Raw genomic sequence first — 25,251 nt, forward strand, 5'->3', positions numbered from 1 at the left:
GTGAACGAGTATCAAAATAGATCCTCCTATGGGTTACTACAGTCGTACAGTTGATTTTATAAATGTCTATAAGAACCAATCTGCTGCCGCACAGTACAAAAGATTCCATGTCGACCGTACCATTATGAAAAATAAACCAAATGGAGTCGAAGTGATTAATTGGCACTACCATCCGCATTTGCCTAGACAATTCGTCGCAAGGATTCCTTATGGGCGTGTTTGGGGATGGAATGGAAGTGTCATTACACCTGATAATAAGCTTTTATGGGATGTTTCGTTTGAGTATCTTCATACTCCTAAGACGCATCCAATATTCCAAAACAAACTTCCTTCAATATCTTATATCCCAGAAACGTTAGCCGTCATCACCTCCCAAGTAAGTTTCAATTACTTCCATTGGATGTTTGATGTTTTGCCACGGTTAGAATTACTGCGCAAAAGCAACCTTGATTATGACCGAATTGTTATTAATCGAGGAAAATACTTTACAAAAGAGAATTGTGGATTTCAGAACGAAAGCTTAAAACTACTTGGTATTTCACAAGACAAGCTAATTGAATGTAATCCAGAGACTCATATTTTAGCTAAAAATTTAATTGTTTCTTCCATGGCGGGCTATTCCGCACATGTACCGAAAAATGTCTGTCAGTTTTTAAGAAAAGAATTTTTAGAAAAGATCACAATGCGAAAAGAAAGTAAATATAAACGGATTTATATCAGTCGTGAAGACTCAACTCATCGAAAGGTATTGAATGAAGAAGAGGTATTTTCCATTTTAAAAAAATACGGATTTAAATTGATTAAATTATCGGCTTTGTCATTTGAAGAAAAAATCAAGCTGTTTTATGGTGCAGAAGTGATCGTTTCTCCACACGGGGCGGGGCTTACGAATCTTATCTTTTGTAACCCAGGCACTAAAATCGTTGAAATGTTTACGCCCACGTATTTAATGCCATGCTTTCATATCATTAGCAATCATATGGATCTTGATTACTATGGTTTGATAGGGGAAAAGATGCCGCTGGATGAAAGTCGCAGCAACCATAAAGATCCCATAGTGATTGATATTGATAAGCTGAAAAAAACGCTTAAATTAGCAGAGATCAGGTAGGGATTTTTTAAAAGAAATGAGGTGTTAGGAATGGAAAGTGCCTACTGCAGTCTTATGACGAAAAGCAGATTGTATCAGTTTCTTGCTCTGTATGTATCTCTGAATAAGGTCAGAGCGGGGAATTTTATGTTTTATGTCCTCTGTGTGGACGATGAAACCTACCGCTTGTTAAAAAAATTAAATTGGAAAAATCTAACGGTTTTTCAAGATACAGAACTTGGCGAGGATATTTTAGCCTTAAAAAAAGAACGAAGAATTCATGAATATTGCTGGACGCTGAAGGCGTTATTTTTGGAGATGGTCCTTACAAAGTATCCTGAACTGATGCGTGTGACCTATATGGATTCTGATTTATATTTTTGGGATGATCCTGAAATCATTTTTAATAAGCAGCCGGATTGTTCGGTTTTGTTATCAAGAGAAAAAAAATATAGGCCAGAATGGAAGCCAAATTTCATTAAGAAGGTTACGAAATTAACGGGAGAATACAATTCGGGCTTTATCAGCTTTAAGCGCGATGAGATGGGGATGGCCTGTTTACGTTGGTGGAAGGAACAAACATTAGAGGCGTGTCGAATCGACCCTAGACATGGGATATTTGGTGATCAAAAGTATTTGAATGAAATGCCTCGCATTTTTTCAAATATATGCGATATTAACACGCCCGGCGTCAATATCGGTCCTTGGGATTACCGCAAGTATACCTTTTCGGAAAACGATGATCAAATATATATCGATCACATTCCGCTTATTTTTTTCCACTTCAGCGGGGTTAGAGTCAAGAAAGGTGATAATAGACTGGAGCTTGTCCATGAATGCGAGGTAGATACTCCATTTATTTTCAACCATTATCAAAAAATGATAGCGGATCTCATCACGATCATTCAACATATTGAGCCTGAGTTTGACGGCTATGCAACAAAGGAAGACTTACAAAAGTATTTCTAGTTTTCAAATGGAGGAGGTGCAGGCAGTGGAAGACCTTAAACGACTATGTAGGGAATATGGAATTGGTGATTTGTTAGAGGTGGAGGATCTTCTCGGAGGCGGTTATATTAACGCAAATCTTAAGATTCGTACTAGTAAGGGGAAATTCGTTGTGCGAATCTTTCTCAATGGCGTTGAAAAACACAGGCTTCTTTATGGGTATTTCATTGTTTCAAAGCTTTCTAATGAAGGTGTTCCAGCCCTTTTGCCACTCCTGAATAATGAAGGTTTATCTTACACGAATTATAAGGAGTTTGTTGTACAGATTACTCCTTTTGTAGAAGCTTCTCGTTTTCTATGGGTCCCTAAGCAAGCCTTTCATAGTGGGAAAATGCTACGGCGGATGCACGAAGCTCTTACCTGTATTGAGGTAAGTCCGAAACCAACGGGCGCTTACCTCTATTATCAGCTTGAACCCACCACCATGATGAAGGAATTAATTAAAAATGGTCATACCTTACCAAGTCATGAGGTAACTGTTTTTAATGAGTTTTATAGCTTGTTAAAGTCTCCTAGCTTCGACATAAGTAACCTGCCGAAGACGATCATTCATGGTGATTGGAATCCAAGTAATCAATTGTATAACGTGAATAAAGAGGTTTGCAGTTTCATGGATTTTGATACCCTTCAGCGGGGGGAACGGGTATTTGATGTCGCGTATGCTCTTCATTTTTTCCTGATCCAGCGCCGTAATGAAATGGTGACGCGGGAATTTTTGAAAGGGTATGGGGCTTTGACGCAGGGGGAAATTGATGTTCTTCCGTTTCTAATTGCCAAAATTAGCTTGTTCTTTGGGATATTGGTTAAATATGGAGAGTTTCAGTTTGAGAGAAATCTAGACCAAATGAAATGGGTAATCTCTGAGCAAGGCAGAAATAAGATTCAAGAATTCTGCATAAGAGAATCGTAACCCTATTGGTGGAAGGCTGATGTGAATGCAGAGCTGGAAAAATAAAAATGTATTTGTGACTGGCAGCACAGGGTTCGTAGGAAGTCATTTGGTGCAGGAACTACTGCGATTAGGCGCAAATGTAACTGCGCTTGTTAGAAAACCACAAACACATGACACAATAAATTTTGTTTTGGGGAGCTTGGATGATTTTCAGGTAATCAAAAAAGCCCTCGAAGACGATGAAATAGATACTGTTTTTCATGTGGCAGCACTAGCGGTGGTAGGGGAAGCGCACCTCAATCCTATGGCAGCATTTGAGACAAATATCCGCGGAACCTGGAACATATTAGAGGCTTGCCGGCAAACCTCGGTTAAAAGAGTAATTGTCACTTCTAGTGAAAAAGTATATGGTGATAACGCAATTCCGCCCTATGTTGAGTCCATGCCATTGGCCGGGAGACATCCTTATGACGTTTCAAAAAGCTGTGCGGACTTAATAGCAGCTATGTATTTTCATACCTATCAGCTTCCAGTTTGTATTGTTCGCTGTGGAAACTTGTTTGGTGGTGGAGATCTCAATTTTACCAGGTTGATTCCAGGAACCATTCAATCCCTTATTAAAAATCAAGCACCAGTGATCAGGAGTGCTGGCAGCTCGGCCAGGGACTTCTTTTATATTGAGGATAGTATTCGCGCTCATTTACTTGTTGCCGAAAAAATGGAAAGCAGTCCAATTGCAGGCGAAGCCTTCCATTTCAGCTATGAAAGACCGCATACTGTTTTAGAGGTTGTAGAGGAAATATCAAAGTTGATGAACAGTGATTTAATGCCGATTATTCAAAATCAAAGTAATCTTGAACCAAAACATGAATACTTGAGTGCGGCAAAAGCCAGGAATTTGTTGGACTGGAAACCGATGTTTGATTTTGAATCCGGTTTGGTTAAAACAATCGAATGGTACCAAAAATACTTTGAAGACCATGTGGACTGCTAACAAATGCTGTTGCAACTAGTGTGTTCAACATTCCGTCATAACATTTCAAACAAACTGTGAACTTAACACTATACCTATGTTACTAACTATCGATTTCTACTATAGTGAAAGTATCAAGAATAAGTTAAATTTTGAAAGGCGGAATGACTTATGTTTAACAAATTTTTAAGAGAAAATAAGATTTCAGCAGCTATTTTAACCGTTATTCGTTTATACCTTGGCTACTCTTGGTTCACAGCTGGTTTTCATAAATTAACAGGCGGATTTGACGCTGCCGGATTCCTAAAAGGAGCGATTGCGAATCCTGTAAAAGGTCCAGATGGCAATATGGTTTATAGCTGGTACGTTCACTTCTTAGATAGCTTTGCTTTACCAAACATTGATGTGTTTAACTTCATCGTTCCTTGGGGCGAAACATTGATTGGTTTAGGACTACTACTAGGTTGCTTAACAACAGCGGCGATGTTCTTTGGTTTAGTGATGAACTTCAGCTTTTTCTTAGCAGGAACTGTATCTCATAACCCAACCGACATTTTCTTAGGCTTCATCATCTTAGCAGCAGGCTTCAACGCTGGTAAATATGGTTTAGACCGCTGGGTGGTTCCATTCATCCGTAAAACTGTTGGTAAAGCAAAAGTAACAGCATAGCGTGTAACAACAAAAAAGACGATTCGCACAACTTGAATCGTCTTTTTTGTATTATTTCACTGCTTCGGCAAGCAAATCCACGATATGAACAGCACGCATTTTATTAGACAAGCCCTCGCGCTCAATTCCTAGCTGCATTTGCAGCAAGCACCCAGGGTTAGCCGTTACGATGGTGGTGGCATGTGTGGCTTTTGCCTGGACCATTTTATAGTCGAGCATGACCATCGACATTTCGGACTCGACGATATTATAGATACCAGCAGACCCACAGCAGCGATCGGCTTCTTTCATTTCTTTGAACTGTACCCCTTTTATCGAACCCAACAGTGTTCGTGGTGCGGAAGCTGTTTTCATTACATTTCGTAAATGGCAGGAATCCTGATAGGTAATAACTTGAGCAGGAAGTTCTAGTTTCACTTTTTTATGAAAAGAAACAGCCACGAGTATTTCAGAAATATCCTTTATCCGCGACTTGAACTTAGTGGCTCGGTCTTTCCAAACAGGGTCATCCTTCAACAGGTGATCATAATCAACAAGGAAAGCTCCGCATCCGCCGGCGTTGGTAATGATGAAATCTACGCCCAAGTCTTCGAATGCCGAGATGTTTTTCTTAGCAAGCTCCTTTGCCGCATCTTTCTCACCGCTATGCCCGTGCAAGGCACCACAGCAGGTTTGCTGCTTGGGAATGACAATCTCACAGCCAGCTAATTGCAATAATTTCATAGTAGCGTCATTTGTTTTCATGAACATCGTATCCATCAAACAGCCGCTGAAAAATGCTACCTTATGAACTTTCTCCGCAATCGCCGGCAGGTGCTCAGGTCGGTTTTTCATTTCTTTCATGGTGGGGACCTTCGGAAGCACTTTTTCCATAGTAGCTAAATTGTCAGGCAACAACCCTAAATAGCCTGTTTTGCGCGCAAGGGTTTGAATCCCGGAACGCTGATAGAAACCTAGAAGGCCGACCATATTACGCATACGATTTTGATGAGGGAATAACCCTTCAAATACTGTTTTTCTAACAGCTCTGACAGGTAAAGAGTGTTTTTTATTTTGATTAATGATATCTCTTGCTTCTTCAAGTAAATGGCCATAATTAACGCCGGAAGGGCAGACGGGTTCACAGGCACGGCAGCCAAGGCAAAGCTCGAGTGAACGCTCAAAATCCTCATCCGGTTCAACGATTCCGTCGACGACTGCTTTCATCATCGCAATTCTGCCACGTGGCGAATGGGATTCTTTATAACCTGATTCGATATAGGTTGGGCAGGTTGGGAGACAAAATCCGCAGCGCATACAGTTTAAGAGCTCATCCTCGTTCATCCGCTCTTTGAATTGCTGTTGAATTTTTTCTTGTTCGAGTAAGGTTGTCATCTTGTAATCACCACGCGTTTCTTGCTGTCCTTCGCAAAGACTTTCCCAGGGTTCATAATGTTATTGGGATCAAAAGCCTGCTTAATCCCCATCATCGCAGCGATTCCTTCTTTTTTCAGTTTCCACTCGAGGTATGGCGCCTTCATCGCGCCGACTCCATGCTCGCCGGTAATCGTTCCGCCTAATTCAATTGCTTTTTCAAAAATTTCCGCGAAGGCCTTTTCAACTCGTTCCATTTCATCATGATTTCTTGCATCCGTTGCACAGGTAGGGTGGAGATTACCGTCACCAGCGTGGCCAAAGGTACAAATCGTCAACTGATACTTTTCAGTAATTTCATTAATGGCTTTCACCATATTGGCAATTTCTGAGCGAGGAACGGTTGCGTCCTCTAGAATGGTCGTTGGTGCTAAACGAGCAACTGCCGAAAGTGCCGCACGTCTTGCTGTTCTAAGCGCCATGGCTTCCTCTTCTGTTGCCGCAATTTGAATCGATACGGCATTCTCCTGCTTACATACTTCTGCAATTTTGGCTATATCGCGTTCAACCACTTCAGGCGGACCATCCTGTTCAATTAAAAGAACTGCTTGGACGTCTGTTGGAAGCCCGATTTGAGCATAATCTTCGACTACTTTTAATGTAGCCTGATCCAAAAACTCGAGCGTGGTCGGAATAATCTTATTGGCAATAATTTTTGATACAGAACGAGCAGCCGCGGAAAGGTCCTGATAAAGAGCGAGCATCGTTTTCCGCGTTTCCGGCATTGGAATCAGCTTCAAGGTGGCCTCAGTAATGACACCAAGCGTTCCTTCAGAACCGACAAACAAACGGGTTAAGTCGTACCCAGCTACATCCTTTGCGAGCTTTCCGCCTGTGCGAATGATATCGCCATTTGGCAGAACAGCCTCAAGTCCAATGACATAATCTCTGGTTACGCCATATTTAAGACCGCGCAAACCGCCTGAATTTTCATTGATATTGCCGCCTATCGTAGAGATTTTCATTGAACTTGGATCGGGTGGATAGAAAAGACCTTTTTCCTCAATTGCATGAATCATATCCAGCGTAATCACACCAGGCTGAACGGTAACGGTTAGATTTTCCTCGTCAATCTCAAGAATTTTGTTCATATGTTTAAAAAGAAGAACGATCCCGCCTTCAGTTGGGCAAGTTCCTGCACACAGGTTAGTCCCAGACCCGCGCGGAACAATCGGAACTCCGTATTGATTACAAATCTTCAGGATATCTGATATTTCCTCCGAATTTCGCGGACTAATCACAGCGTCAGGCATTGACTGGAAGTTAGGTGTTGCATCATAGGAATAGACTAAACGTTCTATTTTAGAATCATCGAAGTTTTTTTCCGTAACAATGGATATCAATTTTTGTTTTACTTCATTCGAGAGCATGCTATTTCCCCCAATTTCGTACTATTTTCATACTATCTAAAGTATAAAAAAAACAGGCCTAAGCCTGCTATAGAGAAACATACAAAATATTTACGTATTTATATTAATCTTTTGGTTATTCATCCAAAAATTGAACGCCGAGATACAAACAAAACAAGTCCTGAATACTGTTTGGGTTTAAATGAGTCAATTCTTCGATTTTTTTTAAACGATAATGGAGTGTGTTGATATGAATGTGTAAGGATTGGGCCGTATTTTTCAACGAGTGATTCTGTTTAAAGAGTTCAACCAATGTTTCCAAAAGGTCCTTTTCTGTTAACAGCGGTTCAATGGTCCGATGAATGTATTCAGCTTTTATTTCTGACGTTATTTCCCCTGTTACCATTTCAAGGATTAATTCTTCATCAAAAATAATTCCTCTAATCCGTCTAGCCAGTTTCAACGCTCGTTCTGCCTGACCATAGGATTGGCTCAGATTAGACGGCACTGAACACTGACCAACACCAGCATATGCCGTTATCCCGAAGCTATTTTTAATAAATTGAAGAAAATGTTCTAGTCGATTTTTTATGGACACTGGTTGAACGGAATCGGAACAATCTAGTAAAACAATGATTCGTTCGTTTCCTGACCTTGTTACCACATCATTCTTATTTTGTGTAAAGGAGTTCAGAATCGAAGACCACACATCCCTTGATAATGGGTGCTCTCTTTGTTGAAACTCGATGATGATTACAGCACGACGGAGTTCTAGATTGATCGTCAGTACTCGAGCGCGTTGAAGGATATTGGGACTCGGTTCTTTTGCCTGGAGCCACTCAAGAACGAAGGTTTCCATTGCACGGGAATGATAGTCAAACTGTTCACCATAATAATTTTCGCTGATTAACAGCTCCGTCATTTTGCGGATGATTTCACCAAAAGGGGTGACCGTTTCGGGGTCACCGGTAATCCCGATAACACCGATGACTTCCTGCTGAAAGAATATCGGGAGATTGATACCGGACTTTACGCCCTTTAATTGTGATGTTTCATTTTCGGTGATAATCAGTTTTTTCTTCTGCTGTGACGTGATTAATGCACCTTCATGGAAGGTACCTATTCGACTGCGATTGGTACTGGCCATGATTATGCCCTGTGTGTTCACGACAATAATTTCTTCTGTTATTAGTTTTTGTACTTCCCTGACAATTTTTTCAGCGAGTTCTGGTTGAAGCATGTACAGCACCTCCTGCCATTGATTAAAATTTAATTTTATTAAATACTATAAACATATTGAAAAAATAGTGCAAAGGGGAGAGTATAATGGCATATAAATTATTAGCAACCGATTTGGACGGGACATTATTAAATGAAAATAGGGAGATTGATCGGGAAAACATTCAAGCGATCCATGAATTTCTAGAACAAGGAGGACGGGTGGTTATTTGCAGCGGTCGTTCCCCACTTTCAACAAGGTGGATTGCCAATAGCATTGGTCTAACAGGAGAACCGATCATCGCTTACAATGGTGCAATTATTCTCGATGAAAATGGCAAGATTAGTGAGCAAGCGGTTTTCGAGCATGACCACTTGTTGAGTTTCTGGGAATTGTGTGAGGGAGAAGGCTTCTACGCTCATTTTTATGAAGGAGATACATTGCTCGTTCCAAAAGAAACGAAATGGAATAAGAACTGGATTGAAAATAATATCCCTTCCCTTGAAAAAACAGGCGGAAGAGCAACAGATTTAGAATACTATCGCGGTCAATGCCAGGTGAAAATTGTGGATAACTTTTATCGATACATTAAGTCAAATCAACCTGACATCACGAAAATTGCCGTGTTTGATGAAGAGGGAAGACTTGCTGATTTTTCAAAAGTGATTGGTGAACAGGTTAGCGGGATGGAGGTTAGCAGCAGTCTCAACTTTTTAAATTTGGAGATATCACCTTCAGGGGTAAGTAAAGCCTCCTCACTTTTAAAATTAAGTGAGAAATACGACATCCCCATCTCCCAAATTGCTGCGATTGGAGACAATTTTAACGATTCACTGATGCTTACCACTGCAGGACTTGGAATAGCGATGGGCAATGCACCGGATGAAGTGAAGGCACTTGCCGACCAGGTAACGGGAAGTAATCAAGAAGCAGGAGTTGCACAGGCGATTCGTCGTTATTTATTATAATAGCTTTGTTAAAATTCATAGTTGATTATCACAGCGGTATAAAAGGGCGATGAAAGACAAATCAGGAGAGTTCTCCGTGGGATTAGTCCTTCATAAGCATGATGAAAGACAAATCAGGAGAGTTCTCCCTGAGATTAGTCCTTCATATGGGTTTCCGTGAGAAAAATCAACATATGTCTTTAATAGAGGCTTTAAAATAGATTTTGAAATGATATTTTAAAATTTTAATATAATTATTGAATTATTATTTCATCGGCGTTATAATGAGGTTGTGGAAATCGCTTACAACTAGAAAAAAACAGGAGGATACGGAAATGATCGAAGAAAATCTCGAATTATTAACGACCGAGTCCCGAAATCAAAAAACCATGCAGATTGATACGGCCGAGGCCATCGATATATTAAGAATCATGAACGAACAAGATCAATTGGTAGCACTGGCTGTCAAAGAAGTCTTACCAGAGGTAGAGGCAGCGGTTCAGTTTGTATTTGAATCCTTTAAAAACGGCGGCCGCCTGATTTATTTAGGTGCCGGCACGAGCGGCAGATTAGGTGTCCTGGACGCCGTTGAATGCCCGCCTACCTTTAGCACCGAACCTGAAATGGTAGTAGGTTTGATGGCTGGAGGAGAAGGTGCCTTTTTGAAAGCTGTGGAAGGCGCAGAGGATGACCCTGAACTGGGTGTGAATGACTTAAAGCAATTAGAACTGACTGAAAATGACACGGTAATTGGCATTGCTGCAAGTGGAAGAACACCTTATGTGATTGGTGCCCTTCGCTATGCACGAAGCATTGGAGCAAAAACCGTTGCGCTTTCGTGTAATAAAAATGCCGCGATTAGTAAAGAAGCCGACCAAGCGATTGAGGTCATTGTCGGTCCAGAGGTTCTAACAGGTTCAACTCGTTTGAAATCAGGGACCGCTCATAAAATGATTTTGAACATGATTTCGACATCATCGATGATTCTTTTAGGAAAAGCCTATGAAAATTTAATGGTTGATGTAAAGGTGAGTAACTTAAAGCTTAAGGAACGTGCCATTGGGATTATCCGTAAAATTACCGGCGTTTCTTATGAAGTCGCTTTAGAGACATTGGAAAAATCAGACCTGCAGGTTAAAACAGCAATTGTTATGATTTTGACTGAAACAACTAAACAGCAGGCGGAAGAGTTATTAACAGCAGCAAATGGTTATGTAAAAATAGCGATTCAGAAAAAATGATAGGGTTGAAAAGGTGGTAATGAGTGTGGCAGCAGGCGGATTAAAAATGCTCCAAAATATGCTGGATCAGCTTCCGGCTTCCGAGCGAAAAATTGCACAATACATTCTTGAAAATCCACGAAGTATCTTAAACAGTACCGTTAATGATATCGGGACCCAGGCGAAAACCAGCGGAGCTGCAGTCATTCGCTTATGCAAGTCACTTGGATTAAATGGTTTTCAAGATTTAAAGGTTAGAATTGCCGGAGACTTAGTAAAGCCTGTAGTGGAACAAGGGTATCGTGACATTGAACCAGGTGAATCTTATTTTTCCATCGTCCAAAAGACAACCAGCAATAGTATTCAGAGCATCCGCGATTCTGAGGAGATTATCAATTATGAGGAATTGGAGCGAGCGGTTCAAACGCTGCTCCATGCTCAGAATGTCCACTTTTTTGGAATAGGCGCTTCAAATATTATTGCAAAGGACGCACAGCAGAAGTTCCTGCGGATTCAAAAAAATGCAACCGCTTTTACCGATACACATCTTGTTGCAACCTTGATTGCGAATGCGGGTAAGGATGATGTTGTGTTTGGCATCTCGCATTCCGGTGAAACGGCTGAAGTGGTGAAAGTAATGGCACTTGCGAAAGAGCGCGGCGTGAGGACGATTAGCTTGACCAAATACGGACAGTCCGCAGTTGCATCTTTAGCAGATATTAAACTGTTTACCTCATATTCTGGGGAAGCACCTTTCCGAAGTGCGGCGACATCATCACGTCTTGCCCAGTTATATATGATGGATATTTTGTTTCTATCCATGGCCACGGTTCAGTACGAGCAAACAATTCAAGCCATTGATCAAACAAGGGATGCAATTCGGTTTATTAAAGAAGGGAATTAAAACTTGTAGGGGGTGATGTGAACACTATTTACACCTTGTTGAATGGGGAAATAGATTCACGTGATTCAGGTTTAAAAATACAACAGAGAGTAGGGGAAATTCATGGCTGGAGAAAATAAAATTTTAGCTGAAAAAATACTCGAGCAATTAGGCGGTTCCACTAACATTGGCAACTACACACATTGTATGACAAGACTTCGCGTAACACCGAAGGATGAGTCTGTTGTCAATAAAGCTGCGCTTAAGAAAATCGACGGAGTTCTTGGAGTGGTAGAGGAGGAAACCCTTCAAATCATTCTTGGACCAGGAAAAGTAAACAAAGTAACGGAAGAGTTTGGTAAGTTGATCGATGCTGGCGGGGGAATCAATTTAAAAGAGAAAGCAGCGAGCACAAAGGCAGAAATCAACAAGAAGAATGCAACACCATTTAAAATGTTTTTACGCAAAATTGCTGGTATCTTCATTCCATTAATTCCAGCGCTAGTGGCGTCAGGTTTAATTACAGGGATCACAAAAGCGATTGTTCAAGCAGGCTGGTTAGCAGGTGATTCGCAGCTAGCAACTATTCTTTCAGTTATCGGCGGTGGATTATTCGGTTACCTGGGGATTTTAGTTGGTACAAATGCAGCAAAAGAATTTGGCGGTTCACCAGCACTTGGTGCGATTGCCGGTATCTTAATTATTAACCCGGCTGTGGCAGGTATTCATTTGTTTGGCGAAGATTTACTTCCTGGACGCGGTGGTTTAATCGGAGTTCTATTTGCAGCAATTTTTATCGCTTTAGTTGAAAAACGAGTACGTAAGTTTGTTCCAACAAGTCTTGATCTTTTCGTTACACCAACTGTGGCTTTATTGGTTACTGGTATTGTTACTTATCTTGTTTTTATGCCGCTTGGTGGTTTCGTTTCAGATATTATCACAAAAGGGTTAACTTCCTTACTTGATATGGGCGGCGTTGTTGCAGGTTTCGTTCTAGGTGCAACGTTCCTTCCGCTTGTTGTAACTGGTTTACACCAAGGTTTAACACCGATCCACTTAGAGTTAATTAATACAATCGGTGATGACCCGCTTTTACCAATTTTAGCGATGGGTGGAGCAGGTCAAGTAGGTGCTGCGTTTGCCATCTACCTTAAAACAAAGAAAACACGTTTAAAAAGAGCGATTGGCGGCGGTCTGCCAGCAGGTATTCTTGGTATCGGTGAGCCGTTAATCTTTGGTGTTACCCTTCCATTAGGTCGTCCGTTCCTTACAGCATGTTTAGGTGCTGGTATCGGCGGAGCGTTCCAAGCACATTTTGGAATCGCAACGGTTGCGATCGGAGTATCTGGGTTACCACTTGCGTTCCTAGTTGTTGCAGGTCAGGTTCTCCTTTATTTAGTAGGGGTATTAATTGCCTATGCAGCAGGATTTGCGTTTACGTATTTGTTCGGTTTCAAAGATGAGATGGCTGGTGAGTTTGATTGATCGGCATTTCCTTCTATCTAAATGATCCTTTAGCAGAAGAACGAATAGAATTGGCTGGAAAGCTGGGTGTGAAGCGGGCATTTACCTCGCTTCACATTCCAGAAGAATCTGGTGATTTAGCGGGTCGTGCGATGATGCTGCTTCAATGTGCGAAGGAAGCTGGGATAGAAGTTTATGCTGATGTGTCTTTAAAAACCCCAGGTCATTTGGGACTAGATAGTTTATTTGATTTAAAATCACTAGGGGTCAGCGGCCTTAGACTTGATGACTTTTTTGAAAATGGGTTGATTTTGAAACTGGCGCGAGAATTTAAGCTTGCGCTGAATGCCAGCATTTTATTTGAGGATGATATTCGTGCATTGCTGGATGGCGGTTTAAAAGCGGATCAGCTTTTGGCTTGGCATAATTTCTATCCAAGGATTGAAACAGGATTATCCGATTGGTTTTTTCAGAAGCAAAATGAACTTTTTGGGAAGTATGGAATACCAGTGAGCGCCTATATTCCTGGTGATGGGGAAAAACGCGGTCCGTTGTTTGAAGGACTTCCAACCTTGGAAGATCACCGTGAGATGAATCCGTTTTTGGCGGCTTTGGAATTGTTCCATTTTGGCGTTGAGGATGTTTATATTGGTGACCCAGAGGTTAGTGAAGCGCTTCTTAGGAAATTAATCGACTTTGATCGTCATCATAGTGTCGTTTTACGGATTGAAGGGTTTCAAGAAGGTGAGTTTAAGCTCCGCCCTGATTTTTCCCGTGATGTCTTACGGCTGATGGATACAAGAAGTGTCGACCCTATTGGACCTAGTAATACCACTGAGCGTTTTGTTGGAAGTATTACACGAGATAATGACCTTTATGGACGATACCGCGGCGAAGTCCAAATCGCACTTTGTGACCTGCCCGCCGATGATAGGGTAAATGTTATCGGAAGAGTAGTCGAGGAAGATATCGTGCTTCTTTCCTACCTGAAACCTGGTCAAAAGATAAAACTTATCCATGGATAACCGATAAGAGGAGTATTGGTATAATACTTTTTGAAAAAAGTGCACGCAGTCTGCGTGTGCTTTTTTTGTTTGGGCAAATATAAAGAAAGGGAGGGATTATGTGGAAGAGTTACAGTATTTAAATCCGACCGAGCTATTGGAGAAGATCTATGACACGCTTTGTTCTGAATTTGAGGATGAGGCTCACTACGACAATGAAAAGGATAAACAAGATATAGAGGTTACCAAAAGACGATTAACGAAAAAAGTGTTTAATGAATTCGTCGTCGATGATGAGTATTTTTTAACGATGGATTCGAAAACCTTTAAAGAGCGGTATCATTTGTATGAAAAAGACCTGCTTAAAATGATTACAGGCTGCAGCGAAAATGGAGTACCCTACGAAAAATTTATTCGAATTATTGATGATTTATTGGCCAGTGCCAATCATAGACTTAATGCATTTGAACAGCTAAATGAGGAAATCACCAGAATAAAAGCAGAAAAGGAACAAGAAGAACAAGAACCAGAAGAAGTGATAGAGGAAGAAACAGAGGAGGAAGAGGAAGCTTAGAATTTACTTCATAAGGGAGAGCATAAATGGATTTATTGATGTCCGTTTTATTATTAATTATCGGTTTATTAATTTCAAATGTGATTAGCCATTATATCCCCTCCATTCCAACTGCCTTAACTCAAATTGGTTTTGGGGTTTTTATTGCACTTTTATTTCGTGATATTGCACTTGAAATCGAAACAGAGTGGTTCTTATTACTATTTGTAGCACCACTTTTATATAATGATGGACGGCATTTTCCACTTGAGGAATTGTGGAAGATGAGAGCCCCTATTTTTGGCAATGCCATTCTTCTTGTTCTATTAACCACGATTGGCGGCGGGTATTTCATTCATTGGCTGATTCCAACTATTCCTTTAGGAGCAGCTTTTGCATTAGCAGCCATCCTATCACCAACGGATCCTGTAGCAGTAAATGGGATAGCAAAAAGGATTCGGATTCCAGAAAAAATCTTGCATCTGGTAAGAGGAGAATCACTCATCAATGACGCTTCGGGTTTGGTTGCGTTTAATTATGCCGTAGCAGCAGTAGTGACAGGTTATTTTTCGCTGGTTGAGGCGGTTTTTGATTTTACCTACATGTTTTTAGCAGGGGCTTTATTAGGATTCTTACTTGGGGTACTTATTACATGGATACGATTTATCTTACGGAAACAAGGCATTAATGATGTTACCTTTCATTCGTTATTACAGATTATGACCCCGTTCGTGATTTTTATCATTACAGAAGAGCTTTTACATGCCTCGGGGGTAATTGCGGTGGTCGTAGCTGGTATTGTTCATGCGTTGGTAAAAGAAAAGACGGAAGCCTTGTCAGCAGAAGAGCAAGTTCTGACAGAAAATATCTGGTCAATTATTTTATTTGTGTTAAACGGGATTGTATTTCTTCTATTAGGATTAAACATACCTTTCTCGATGATGGAGACTGTCGCCAATCCTAATTATGGGAATTGGTTAATCATTGGTTATGTTTTGGCGATTGGCATTGTTATCTTGGGAATTCGCTACCTATGGTCGTACCTTTTTTCTACCTATGAGTATCACTTCGTTAAAAGCAAAGAGGTAGAAAAACCAAACAGTAAGACTACTTTAATCACTAGTTTAACAGGGGTTCGCGGAGCTGTGACCATGGCCGGAGTTCTTTCAATTCCATACGTTATTATGAGTGGAGCGGTGTTTCCTGAACGATCCTTGATTCTTTTTTTAGCTGCAGGAGTGATTCTATTTACCTTACTCGCTGCAACTATATTTTTACCGCTATTAAGTAAGGAAGAAGAGGTCATAGGGGAATTAGAGGATGAGATTGGTTTAAATAAAGCAAAGAAAAAGCTTATGCTATCCGCGATAAAAAAACTCCACCTTGAAATGAATGAGGAAAATGAAGCAGTAGCGTATGAACTCATTGGGGAGTATAAGGTGATGTTTCAGCGATTAAAACCAGATCCTGCTTCGGATGAGCGATACACTGATCATTTTCAACAAAAGATGAGAGAAATCCGGTTATTCGCGTTAAAAGCAGAGCGAAAATATATCCGCGAGGAAATGGAAAAAGGCGGCATGGATCAAAACGTGTTTGAGTCATTCGAAAAGTCTCTTGACCATCGGGAAGAGGCACTGTCGAACAATGCTCAATATGGAATTGTGTATCTACTCGGGAAAATGATCAGAGGCTGGAAGAAGTTCAGGGGTCAGTATCCTCGGGACAGACAGACTAGAATAGCAAAATTGCGGATGGGACAGGACATTCAAATAAAAGCGTTGCAGGCAGCTCTTGATAGTTTGGAAACATATGCAACCGAACATGAAAGAGCAGAAATGGTCAATTTTGTCATTTTAGACTACAGGCGGTTGATTAATCGCCTAAATACCACAACATCCGAATTCAACGAAAAAAGAGAAGAACAAAAAGAAGAACTGCGGCTCAAAGTCATGGACATCGAACGAGCTCAAATCCGCAGCATGTACGAATCTGGCGAAATCAACCGAGACCAAGCCAAAGAACTGCGCCGCTTCATCAACTACAACGAAAGCATCACCCTGAATGAACATGTGGAATGAGCGTTTGGAAAAGGTGCCTGTCACCGCTCGTGGACACTGTCCACCCCAGATGGACAGTTCTAAATTAAGCCTCTCCTTTTTCATATTGCTGATGAATCTGGAAAGGAAAAGGATAAAAGGAGGATGATTGGAATGAAGATGAAAAGGTTATTGATGATGTTGCTTTTAGGCTTTTCTCTTTTCACTATAACCGGTTGTGGAAGAGATGAGCCACCTGAAGAAGGGGAAAAGATTGAGGATGTAGAGGAAGAGGATGAAATTGGTGATGGCGAGGTTGATGATGAGTAAGGGTTAAACCCTTCATATCATCACAAGATAGAAGGAGTGCCCTTAACGGCACTCCTTTGCTTTATCCTATGGGAGGATATTTCCCGCGGCACGGTAGATTTCGTACCACTCTTCGCGTGTTAGATGAATCTCACTTGCCCTGCAGCATTCCATCAACCTGTCGACATTCATCGTACCAATTACTGGCTGCATTTTGGCTGGATGACGCAACAGCCACGCAATGGCGATAGTTGTATTAGTCACTTCATACTTAGCGGCAATTTCATCAATTTTCTGGTTTAATTCTGGGAACTTTTCATTACCAAGGAATACACCTTCAAAGAATCCATATTGAAATGGTGACCATGGCTGAATGGTGATGTCGTTCAGTCTGCAAAAATCAAGCACACTGCCATCGCGATTAATCGCTGAGTCGTTCTCCATATTTACATTAATACCATTGGAGATCATGTTCGCGTTCGTAATACTTAATTGAAGCTGGTTGGCTACAATGGGCTGCTTCACGTATTTCTGCAGCAGTTGAATTTGCATTGGATTTTGGTTGGAAACACCAAAATGGCGGACCTTTCCACTACTCTCCAAGATATCAAATGCCTCCGCTACTTCCTCAGGCTCCAATAGTGCGTCCGGACGGTGCAGGAGCAGCGTATCCAGATAGTCTGTTTTCAAGCGTTTTAAAATTCCATCGACGGAGTGTAAAATATGTTCCTTTGAAAAATCGAACATTCCTTTGCGAATACCGCATTTTGATTGCAGGATGATATTTTCGCGGACATCAGCATTCATATGTATAGCCTCGGCGAAGATTTCTTCACAGCTTCCACCGCCATAAATATCCGCATGGTCGAAGAAGTTCGCACCTTGCTCTAATGCTGTTTGGACAAAGCGTTCAGCCTCGTTCTTTTCAAGTGAATTGATCCGCATGCAGCCGACCGCTACAACCGGTACCTCTAAAGTGCTGCTTCCTAGTCTCATTGTTCTCATCATCTATGTCCTCCATTTTAAAAAAATTCGGTACATCATTATACAAGTTCGATATTACCAATCGATATTCCTACCTATTTTGACACATAAGCCTGAAAGTATCAAAATTCACTCCCAAATTGTTCTTGTTATTCCTGGTTTTCACGTACTAGAGACTAGCAATATTTAAGTGCTATAATGAATTATTCCTATTAATAAAAAAATTGTAAGTGTTTCCGGGCTGCTTTTTTGAAGGAGGGTGGCATGTTTTTTTCATTACGCAATCGTTTATTACTTATTTTTACATGTTTGCTAACGATTCCATTTGTGATTCTATCAATTATTATTCCTAGCTTTTTTACGTCTGTTATTCGAGAACAAACTCAAGAGCTGACCATAGAAATGATGGATCAGTTTTCACTTTATGTTGATTCCGTTACTACTCAAGCAGAGGATTTGGGCAAACAGGTGCTTGTTAGCCAGACCACGCAAGAATGGATTAGATTAAATAGACAGGGTGCCGAGAAGGAAGAAATCGATTCATTGATGAACCAACTTAAACAGGATCTATCCTCGATTATGATTAACAATTCTAATGCTATGTCGATTTCGGTGCTGCTTGAGGATGGGACTGGGACTTGGGGCGTTCATCCCTCACTCCATGAAACAGATTGGTATCAGGACTTTACCCAACATAATCAGGCCTATGTTAAGTCACATTTAGATCCATTTCAGCAAAGTCATGAAATGCAACAAAAGAAAATCAATAGCTATATTTTGCCCCTCATTGATACTAATACGATGATTTCAGCAGGGGTCATTAAGGTGAATTTTCCTTCTGCTTTACTAGAAACCGCTCTAAATAAAATAACTATCGGACAAAATGAACATACCTATTTGTTAAATCAGCGGGGTGAAAACATTTTGTCAGGAAAGATAGAGACTCCAAATTCAATCCTGAAACAAAGTTTAAAGCAAATCACCACTAGCGATGACAAAGAAGGGCTAATTGAAGCTGCTTATCAGAAGGAGAAGTATTTAGTTTTCTTTCAAAAGTTGCCAGTAGGGGATTGGATCTTAGTCAGTGAAGTGACAGAGTCCGATTTATTCGCAAGAGCCAATCATTTACAGCGAAACCTTCTGATAACAAGTGCAGTCCTTTTTTTCATTACGATTGTGGCTTCCCTGATTCTGTCTAACAATATTACTAGTCCCTTAGGAAAACTAGCAAAAGCAATGAGATTTATCGAACGGGGAGATTTTTCAGGGGCAAAACGTTTTATGCCGCACTATAAATCTCAGAGTAATGAAGTAGATTACCTCATTAATGTTACGGAACATACGATTGATCAATTACAGAATTTAATTGAAACAGAATATGAAGCCAATTTGCGCAGGAAGGATGCGGAATATAAAGCCTTACTATTACAAATCAACCCTCACTTCCTCAATAACACTCTTGAAATTATTGGAAGTTTAGCGCTTCAAGGGAAAAATAAAGAGGTCATGAATGTAAGTGTATATTTAGGAAAAATGCTGAGATATTCTCTAAATACAAAAAGCAATATTGTGTCGTTAGGTGAAGAAGTAAACTATATTAAAAGTTACACAAACATATTAAAGTTAAGATATGAGGACACCATTGCGATTCAAATGGATGTAGAGCCAGAAACCGTAACAATCCCTGTAATAAAATTTATTCTACAGCCACTTGTGGAAAATGCTGTGAAATATAGTTTTAGTGAAAAGACGTTTGCAGATATTTTTATAAAAACTGAAGTGGTTGGAAGTCAGCTTTGCCTATCAGTGGCTGATAAAGGGATGGGAATGTCTGAAGAGCTCATTTCGGATTTATTATCTACAGCAGATGAAACCCTAAACGTATTGGAAAGCAAAGGGAACAGCATTGGGCTAAGAAATGTACTTGGACGATTAAAACTTACCTATGGCGATGACTTTTCCTATCGAATTGAATCTACAATAAATGAAGGAACGAAGATTATATTGCTGATTGATTTGAAAAGGGGGGGTAGACAGGATGAAGGTATTAATCACAGATGATGAGATTCAAATTCGAAAAGGATTACGCTTAAAAGTAGACTGGGAGGAAGAGGGATTTCAAGTTGTAGAAGAGGCTTCAAATGGGAAAGAAGCTCTTGAAATCCTCCAAACCAAGGATATCGATGTAGTGATTACGGATATGAGAATGCCTATTATGGATGGAGTAGAATTGGCTAAACGCTGTCATCAGGATTATCCCCATGTAAAAGTCATTGTTTTATCAGGTTATTCCGATTTTGATTATGTGCGGAATTCACTGCAGCAAGGTGTAAAAGACTACTTATTGAAACCTGTTGCACCTGATGAATTAGTTGAAGCATTGAGGAAAATACGGAAAGAAGTGGAGGAAGAGAAAAGAAAACAAGTTGAAATCGCGCAAATGAGCAGACTCGTTCATTCTCATTTACAAGAATTGCAGGAACAATTTATCCTTCATTTAGCAAAAGAAGAAAGATTACAGCTTCCGATTGTGATTGAAAGGCTTGAGCAGCTTCAGTTAGAAGAACTGGCAAATGAGAATGGAAAAGTACAGTTCTTCACGGTGGAAATTAGAGAAAGCCACGATCCTGCCCGGCTAGAGGAACTAAGAGTTCCATTTCAATTGTTGTGTAAGGAAATCGCGCAACAGCAAAATACAACCTATGTGTTTACGGATCCAAGCTATCCCAATATGGTTCAATTTTTACAGCTGGTTGATTCCAATTCTTCAACGATCAATCATTTTGTTTTACAACTTCAACAATCCGTTAACAAGCTATTAAAATTAGAAACAGTCATTGGTATTGGTGCGATTGTAAATGGACTTTCAGAATATAGGAGTGGATATATATCCAGTTTACTTGCTTGGAGCCAAAGTCAACTTGGATCAAAGTCACAGATTATCGATCAAACTGCTGCAAGCGAAGAGGTGTTTGACTTTTCTCCGGATTTTGAGAGACGGATAACCAATTCAATTGAAAATGTAGATTTCGCTGCCTTTAAAGATAATTTGCAAATTGTTCTTGAAGGGACAGAAGGACGTTCGGTTATGTCATTTTCCTTTGCGGCTAACCAAGTGCTATTTATGCTGGGTTCATTAGCCAAAAAGTATGATGTCGAGACGAAGGACATTCAAAATACGATCTGGAATTGCCAACAAAATATATGGAAGCTTTATTCTCAGCATAAAGTGAAAGAGGACTTGATTCAATTGGCCTCATTAATTATCGAAAGAGTGCGTCTTGCTCGTTTTTCTAATAAGAAGCTAATTGATAGTATCCGCCATTATTTGGACCAGCACTATGCAAGTGAAATATCCCTTACCACCTTATCCGCTTTGTTTCACATTAATAGTGCCCATTTATCGGAAACATTCAAACAACAAGTCGGTCAGAACTTCAGTGATTATCTGGTTAATTTGAGAATGAAACATGCCAAACAATTGCTTAAAGATAACCAGCTGAAAATCATTGATGTCAGTAACTTAGTTGGGTTTTCAAACTCAGGGTATTTTAGCACGGTCTTTAAAAAACACGTTGGACAAACACCTGTAGAATTTCGCAACTCGATAGGGGAATAGGTCGGTTTGTAGGAAGGAGGAGATTTAGGTGAAGAAATGGTTAACACTCATCATTCTTTTGGGTTTAGTGGGATTTGCCTTTTTTACTTTATCAGGTAAAAGTCCAGATAATGAGAAATCGACAAAACGAGTTGAGCTGACCTTTTTACGGAATCTAGCAAATCCAGCGTTTAATCAGGCCTATGAAGAGATGGTTGCTGCTTTTGAAGCAACGCACCCCACTATTAAGATTAACATGCAATCGATGCACTGGGGAAGTGAATACGAATTAAGATTGCGTACTGAACTGGCGGCAGGAAACCATCCTGATATTATGGCGATTGATAGTCCGAACCTCGCTCTTTATGCAAATTCTGGTTCGCTATTATCGATTGATTCCTATATGAAAGAGGAAGGGAATATTGAAGATATTCCTGAAGGAGTATTAAAGGGGTTAACCTATAAAGATGAAATTTACCTTGCGCCCATTGTAGAATCGAGCATTGCCTTATTTTACAATATGAATATTTTCAGGGACGCTGGAATCCCTTTTCCTTCAGGAAATCCTGAAAATCCATTGACGTGGAATGAAGTGCTGGAGATTGCTAAAAAAATCAACAATCCTGCAAAAGGTGTGATAGGATTAGACCCGGCGCAAGGATTTAATGTCGGAGAAGGTCCTGCTTATTTTAAAATGCCGATCCTTTGGCAGTTTGGAGCAGATGTAATAAGTCCAGATGGATCAACCGCAGAGGGGTATCTCAATTCTAAAGAAGCATTAGAAGCCTTGCAATTTTATCAAGATTTATATTTTAAGCATCGAGTAGCGGCGGTTGAAATGCCTCCGACTCCTCTTGAAACAGACAAGCTTGGGATGACGGTATTGGGCTCTTGGGCGATATCAGAATTGCAGCAAACTCCTGGTTTTGTGCTAGGAGAAGATTTTGGAGTCGCCCCGCTGCCAAAGGGGCAATATCAAGTGGTCCCGAATGGCGGCTGGGCGCTTGGGATATCATCCAAAACCAAGCATCCAGAGGAAGCATGGGAATTTGTGAAATTCGCTACAGGGTATGAGGGTTCGAAATTGTTCGTGGCAATCTCCGGTGACTTACCTGCAAGATATTCCGTAGCAAAAGACTTTCCTGAACTCAATGAATATCCAAAAAATATCTTTGTCCAACAAGACCAAAACTACTCGAAAAGTCGACCAGTAACTCCAGCCTATCCAGTCATCAGCGAAGCGATTAAGGATCTATTTGAAGATGTCGGGCTAGAAGGAAAAAATGTCGAAGAAGCCGCAAACATAGCTGTCGAGAAGATTAATAATGGTTTAAAGGATATCAAGAAGTAATCCTCTAGTCTTAGTGGCTAGGGGATTTTTGCTATGTATGTGAGCATGAATTCTAGTGAATACGCATTCTTGAGAACAATACTTTTTATGTAAAAGCTCGATTAGTCCTTAAGCAGGGGGATTGAGGTCAAAACAGGCGGGTGCCCAAAGAGGGTTGTCCTCAACAAGGGGTATTGAGGACAAAACTAAAGAGTGCCCGGAGAGGATTCGTCCTCAACAAGGGGTATTGAGGACAAAACTAATGAGTGCGCCATAGAGGATTTGTCCTCAATCAGAGGTATTGAGGACAAAACAGCAAGTTCCCAAAGAGGATTTGTCCTCAATCAGGGGGATTGAGGACAAAACTAAAGAGTGCCCAAAGAGGATTTGTCCTCAATCAGGGGGATTGAGGACAAAACTAAAGAGTGCCCAAAGAGGATTTGTCCTCAATCAGGGGTATTGAGGACAAAACTAATGAGTGCCCAGAGAGGATTAGTCCTCAACAAGGGGTATTGAGGACAAAACTAAAGAGTAGCCAAAGAGGATCTGTCCTCAACAAGGGGTATTGAGGACAAAACTAATGAGTGCCCAGAGAGGAGTTGTCCTCAACAAGGGGTATTGAGGACAAAACTAGTGAGTGCCCAAAGAGGATTAGTCCTCAACAAGGGGTATTGAGGACAAAACTAATGAGGGCCCAAAGAGGATTTGTCCTCAATCAGAGGTATTGAGGACAAAACTAATGAGTACCCAGAGAGGATTTGTCCTCAATCAGAGGTATTGAGGATAAAACTAATGAGTGCCCAGAGAGGATTTGTCCTCAATCAGGGGTATTGAGGACAAAACTAATGAGTGCCCAGAGAGGATTCGACCTCAATCAGGGGTATTGAGGACAAAACTAATGAGTACCCAAAGAGGATTTGTCCTCAATCAGGGGTATTGAGGACAAAACTAATGAGTACCCAGAGAGGATTTGTCCTCAATCAGGGGTATTGAGGACAAAACTAATGAGTGCCCAGAGAGAATTTGTCCTCAATCAGGGGTATTGAGGACAAAACTAATGAGTACCCAGAGAGAATTTTTCCTCAATCAGGGGTAGTGAGGACAAAACTAATGAGTACCCAAAGAGGATTTGTCCTCAACAAAAAAGTATTGAGTGCCAAAACCCAAAGGTAGCAATAAGATATGTCTCCAATCAATCTACAAAATACCTAGAATATAAAAATATCCTTAAGACACTGTCTTAAGGATAAAAATACATGCTACATTCATTCATAAAATGCCCATTGGCCAAGACCTGTAATTTTAAGGTTCTTTCCCAGAACTCTGCTTATTCTTTTCCTAGAATCGACTACGCCACACCATTCATGAATAACGTTTGTCGTGATTTTTCTCTCGGGAAACAGAAGCTTGAATTCTTCTACATTGCGCATTACGGCGACTGTTACCATTTCTTCGCCTCCACATTTACCACAGATCAATTTCTTCCCAACTATCGTCACTGAAAATGAGTCACATTTGCAGCAGGTTAACCCTTTTTTCAACGTCTCATAGCTATAGTTAGGAACCTGGATTTTGGGAGGTACTGTTTGGTGCAATGAAATGAGCTTGTCCGCTAGATTTACATGCGACTGATTGAGCCGTGAAGGCTTCTGGTCTAATTTCTTCATAAAGCTGTCCAGTTTGGTCGGAAGTATAAAAGGCAGGTCAGGTGGAGTTTGATATAACGTAAACTGGGGGTTAATGAAGATGACGTAGGCTTCAATGGTAAGCTTACTTCCAAGCGATTGAAGAAGATTACTTAGTAATAACTTACCTCGTTTTAGTTGGTCAAGCGGGTTCTGGATATCTCGTCCGCTTGGTGTTTTAAAATATTCATCACCATAAACGTACTCACCTTCGAAATTCTTCACATCAAAAAGGGAATAGGTCTCTTGAAATATGAGGGATGAATCCAGTTGAAAACTAGACTTGTTATGCTCCAGCTGCAAATCGTTCAAAATATGGCAGCTACGCTTTAGCTTCTCCGTCAAGACATCAAACTGTACTTCCCCTTGAAAACCTTTCTCTTGGTTTTGATAGTACCTTTGATCATCCTCAGTTAATTTCATTCGTTTGTTTAAAATACGCAAAACCTTTAATATCAAAGATTCACTCCTGGCTTTATATGGCGGCATATCCCACATCCTTTCTCCATCCTATCATACCGAAAAAATAGTTTGAAAGCGATGTCAACTCCCGAAAATTTTAAAATACCTCAACCAAAAATATTAAACTCTTATTTCTCCCCATTTTGTTATATTTAACCCA

The 25,251-nt window shown here is 40.5% G+C and carries 21 protein-coding genes; 16 read left to right on the plus strand and 5 right to left on the minus strand.

The window, feature by feature from the left end; genetic code table 11:
* Window positions 1-28 precede the first annotated feature (28 nt).
* From QFZ31_RS24090 to QFZ31_RS24110, 5 genes are all read left to right on the plus strand, one after another.
* Window positions 29-1,111 (plus strand): glycosyltransferase family 61 protein, encoded by a 1,083-nt coding sequence (locus QFZ31_RS24090; RefSeq protein WP_307307774.1) that lies wholly within the window; start codon window positions 29-31, stop codon window positions 1,109-1,111.
* Window positions 1,112-1,141: 30 nt separating this feature from the next.
* Window positions 1,142-2,059 carry a putative nucleotide-diphospho-sugar transferase gene (locus QFZ31_RS24095; RefSeq protein WP_307307777.1) on the plus strand — a complete coding sequence of 306 codons (918 nt, stop codon included), beginning with the start codon at window positions 1,142-1,144 and terminating at the stop codon, window positions 2,057-2,059.
* 25 nt (window positions 2,060-2,084) lie between these two features.
* A complete protein-coding gene (locus QFZ31_RS24100) occupies window positions 2,085-3,008 on the plus strand; it encodes a phosphotransferase enzyme family protein (RefSeq protein WP_307307779.1) in 924 nt (307 codons plus the stop codon).
* A gap of 25 nt (window positions 3,009-3,033) precedes the next feature.
* Window positions 3,034-3,984, plus strand: a complete 951-nt coding sequence (locus QFZ31_RS24105) for an NAD-dependent epimerase/dehydratase family protein (RefSeq protein ID WP_307307782.1) — start codon at window positions 3,034-3,036, stop codon at window positions 3,982-3,984.
* Window positions 3,985-4,134: 150 nt separating this feature from the next.
* Complete coding sequence (locus QFZ31_RS24110; RefSeq protein ID WP_179594946.1) at window positions 4,135-4,632, plus strand: DoxX family membrane protein; 498 nt, start codon at window positions 4,135-4,137, stop codon at window positions 4,630-4,632.
* 51 nt (window positions 4,633-4,683) lie between these two features.
* Here the strand turns inward: QFZ31_RS24110 and QFZ31_RS24115 are convergent, their stop codons facing one another.
* From QFZ31_RS24115 to QFZ31_RS24125, 3 genes are all read right to left on the minus strand, one after another.
* Window positions 4,684-6,006 (minus strand): (Fe-S)-binding protein, encoded by a 1,323-nt coding sequence (locus QFZ31_RS24115; protein WP_307307787.1) that lies wholly within the window; start codon window positions 6,004-6,006, stop codon window positions 4,684-4,686.
* The gene (gene glcD, locus QFZ31_RS24120; RefSeq protein ID WP_307307789.1) at window positions 6,003-7,415 is read right to left on the minus strand and encodes a glycolate oxidase subunit GlcD; all 1,413 of its coding nucleotides are present in this window, start codon (window positions 7,413-7,415) and stop codon (window positions 6,003-6,005) included. Before glcD ends, QFZ31_RS24115 begins: the two co-directional genes overlap by 4 nt.
* A 115-nt stretch (window positions 7,416-7,530) precedes the next feature.
* On the minus strand, window positions 7,531-8,634 hold the full coding sequence (locus QFZ31_RS24125; protein WP_307307791.1) for a CdaR family transcriptional regulator: 1,104 nt from the start codon (window positions 8,632-8,634) through the stop codon (window positions 7,531-7,533).
* An 86-nt stretch (window positions 8,635-8,720) separates the two neighbouring features.
* Here QFZ31_RS24125 and QFZ31_RS24130 point away from each other — a divergent pair, with 86 nt between their 5' ends.
* The 8 genes from QFZ31_RS24130 (at window position 8,721) to QFZ31_RS24165 (ending at window position 17,053) form a co-directional block, all read left to right on the plus strand.
* The gene (locus QFZ31_RS24130) at window positions 8,721-9,581 is read left to right on the plus strand and encodes a Cof-type HAD-IIB family hydrolase (protein ID WP_307307794.1); all 861 of its coding nucleotides are present in this window, start codon (window positions 8,721-8,723) and stop codon (window positions 9,579-9,581) included.
* Window positions 9,582-9,895: 314 nt separating this feature from the next.
* The gene (gene murQ, locus QFZ31_RS24135) at window positions 9,896-10,801 is read left to right on the plus strand and encodes an N-acetylmuramic acid 6-phosphate etherase (RefSeq protein WP_307307799.1); all 906 of its coding nucleotides are present in this window, start codon (window positions 9,896-9,898) and stop codon (window positions 10,799-10,801) included.
* A gap of 25 nt (window positions 10,802-10,826) precedes the next feature.
* Window positions 10,827-11,684: a MurR/RpiR family transcriptional regulator gene (locus tag QFZ31_RS24140; protein ID WP_307307802.1), complete on the plus strand. Its 858-nt coding sequence runs from the start codon at window positions 10,827-10,829 to the stop codon at window positions 11,682-11,684.
* Between the two features lie 102 nt (window positions 11,685-11,786).
* A complete protein-coding gene (locus QFZ31_RS24145) occupies window positions 11,787-13,148 on the plus strand; it encodes a PTS transporter subunit EIIC (protein WP_307307804.1) in 1,362 nt (453 codons plus the stop codon).
* A complete protein-coding gene (locus QFZ31_RS24150; protein WP_307307807.1) occupies window positions 13,145-14,152 on the plus strand; it encodes a MupG family TIM beta-alpha barrel fold protein in 1,008 nt (335 codons plus the stop codon). Before QFZ31_RS24145 ends, QFZ31_RS24150 begins: the two co-directional genes overlap by 4 nt.
* 100 nt (window positions 14,153-14,252) lie before the next feature.
* Window positions 14,253-14,705, plus strand: a complete 453-nt coding sequence (locus QFZ31_RS24155) for a hypothetical protein (RefSeq protein WP_307307809.1) — start codon at window positions 14,253-14,255, stop codon at window positions 14,703-14,705.
* A 26-nt stretch (window positions 14,706-14,731) separates the two neighbouring features.
* Complete coding sequence (locus QFZ31_RS24160; protein WP_307307811.1) at window positions 14,732-16,765, plus strand: Na+/H+ antiporter; 2,034 nt, start codon at window positions 14,732-14,734, stop codon at window positions 16,763-16,765.
* 132 nt (window positions 16,766-16,897) lie between these two features.
* On the plus strand, window positions 16,898-17,053 hold the full coding sequence (locus QFZ31_RS24165; protein ID WP_307307814.1) for a hypothetical protein: 156 nt from the start codon (window positions 16,898-16,900) through the stop codon (window positions 17,051-17,053).
* 66 nt (window positions 17,054-17,119) lie between these two features.
* Here QFZ31_RS24165 and QFZ31_RS24170 read toward each other — a convergent pair whose 3' ends face one another.
* Window positions 17,120-18,037: an aldo/keto reductase gene (locus QFZ31_RS24170; protein WP_307311772.1), complete on the minus strand. Its 918-nt coding sequence runs from the start codon at window positions 18,035-18,037 to the stop codon at window positions 17,120-17,122.
* A gap of 243 nt (window positions 18,038-18,280) precedes the next feature.
* On the opposite strand from QFZ31_RS24170, the gene QFZ31_RS24175 reads away from it, so the two are divergent.
* From QFZ31_RS24175 to QFZ31_RS24185, 3 genes are read left to right on the plus strand one after another with little or no spacing between them, the layout of a single operon-like run.
* On the plus strand, window positions 18,281-20,077 hold the full coding sequence (locus tag QFZ31_RS24175) for a sensor histidine kinase (protein WP_307307817.1): 1,797 nt from the start codon (window positions 18,281-18,283) through the stop codon (window positions 20,075-20,077).
* On the plus strand, window positions 20,055-21,635 hold the full coding sequence (locus tag QFZ31_RS24180; protein ID WP_307307820.1) for a response regulator: 1,581 nt from the start codon (window positions 20,055-20,057) through the stop codon (window positions 21,633-21,635). Before QFZ31_RS24175 ends, QFZ31_RS24180 begins: the two co-directional genes overlap by 23 nt.
* 28 nt (window positions 21,636-21,663) lie before the next feature.
* Complete coding sequence (locus tag QFZ31_RS24185; RefSeq protein ID WP_307307823.1) at window positions 21,664-22,965, plus strand: ABC transporter substrate-binding protein; 1,302 nt, start codon at window positions 21,664-21,666, stop codon at window positions 22,963-22,965.
* Window positions 22,966-24,209: 1,244 nt separating this feature from the next.
* Here QFZ31_RS24185 and QFZ31_RS24190 read toward each other — a convergent pair.
* Complete coding sequence (locus QFZ31_RS24190; RefSeq protein WP_307307826.1) at window positions 24,210-25,088, minus strand: nuclease-related domain-containing protein; 879 nt, start codon at window positions 25,086-25,088, stop codon at window positions 24,210-24,212.
* Window positions 25,089-25,251: the final 163 nt, after the last annotated feature.

The sequence above is a fragment of the Neobacillus niacini genome (assembly GCF_030817595.1).
GTDB lineage: Bacteria > Bacillota > Bacilli > Bacillales > Cytobacillaceae > Neobacillus > Neobacillus niacini_G.

Coding starts and splice junctions, on each gene's coding strand:
- QFZ31_RS24130 (WP_307307794.1), top strand. CDS start 8,721: ATGGCATATAAATTATTAGCAACCGATTTGGACGGGACATTATTAAAT.
- QFZ31_RS24110 (WP_179594946.1), top strand. CDS start 4,135: ATGTTTAACAAATTTTTAAGAGAAAATAAGATTTCAGCAGCTATTTTA.
- QFZ31_RS24090 (WP_307307774.1), top strand. CDS start 29: ATGGGTTACTACAGTCGTACAGTTGATTTTATAAATGTCTATAAGAAC.
- QFZ31_RS24145 (WP_307307804.1), top strand. CDS start 11,787: ATGGCTGGAGAAAATAAAATTTTAGCTGAAAAAATACTCGAGCAATTA.
- QFZ31_RS24115 (WP_307307787.1), bottom strand. CDS start 6,006: ATGACAACCTTACTCGAACAAGAAAAAATTCAACAGCAATTCAAAGAG.
- glcD (WP_307307789.1), bottom strand. CDS start 7,415: ATGCTCTCGAATGAAGTAAAACAAAAATTGATATCCATTGTTACGGAA.
- murQ (WP_307307799.1), top strand. CDS start 9,896: ATGATCGAAGAAAATCTCGAATTATTAACGACCGAGTCCCGAAATCAA.
- QFZ31_RS24095 (WP_307307777.1), top strand. CDS start 1,142: ATGGAAAGTGCCTACTGCAGTCTTATGACGAAAAGCAGATTGTATCAG.
- QFZ31_RS24175 (WP_307307817.1), top strand. CDS start 18,281: ATGTTTTTTTCATTACGCAATCGTTTATTACTTATTTTTACATGTTTG.
- QFZ31_RS24170 (WP_307311772.1), bottom strand. CDS start 18,037: ATGAGAACAATGAGACTAGGAAGCAGCACTTTAGAGGTACCGGTTGTA.
- QFZ31_RS24105 (WP_307307782.1), top strand. CDS start 3,034: ATGCAGAGCTGGAAAAATAAAAATGTATTTGTGACTGGCAGCACAGGG.
- QFZ31_RS24125 (WP_307307791.1), bottom strand. CDS start 8,634: ATGCTTCAACCAGAACTCGCTGAAAAAATTGTCAGGGAAGTACAAAAA.
- QFZ31_RS24165 (WP_307307814.1), top strand. CDS start 16,898: ATGAAGATGAAAAGGTTATTGATGATGTTGCTTTTAGGCTTTTCTCTT.
- QFZ31_RS24180 (WP_307307820.1), top strand. CDS start 20,055: ATGAAGGTATTAATCACAGATGATGAGATTCAAATTCGAAAAGGATTA.
- QFZ31_RS24160 (WP_307307811.1), top strand. CDS start 14,732: ATGGATTTATTGATGTCCGTTTTATTATTAATTATCGGTTTATTAATT.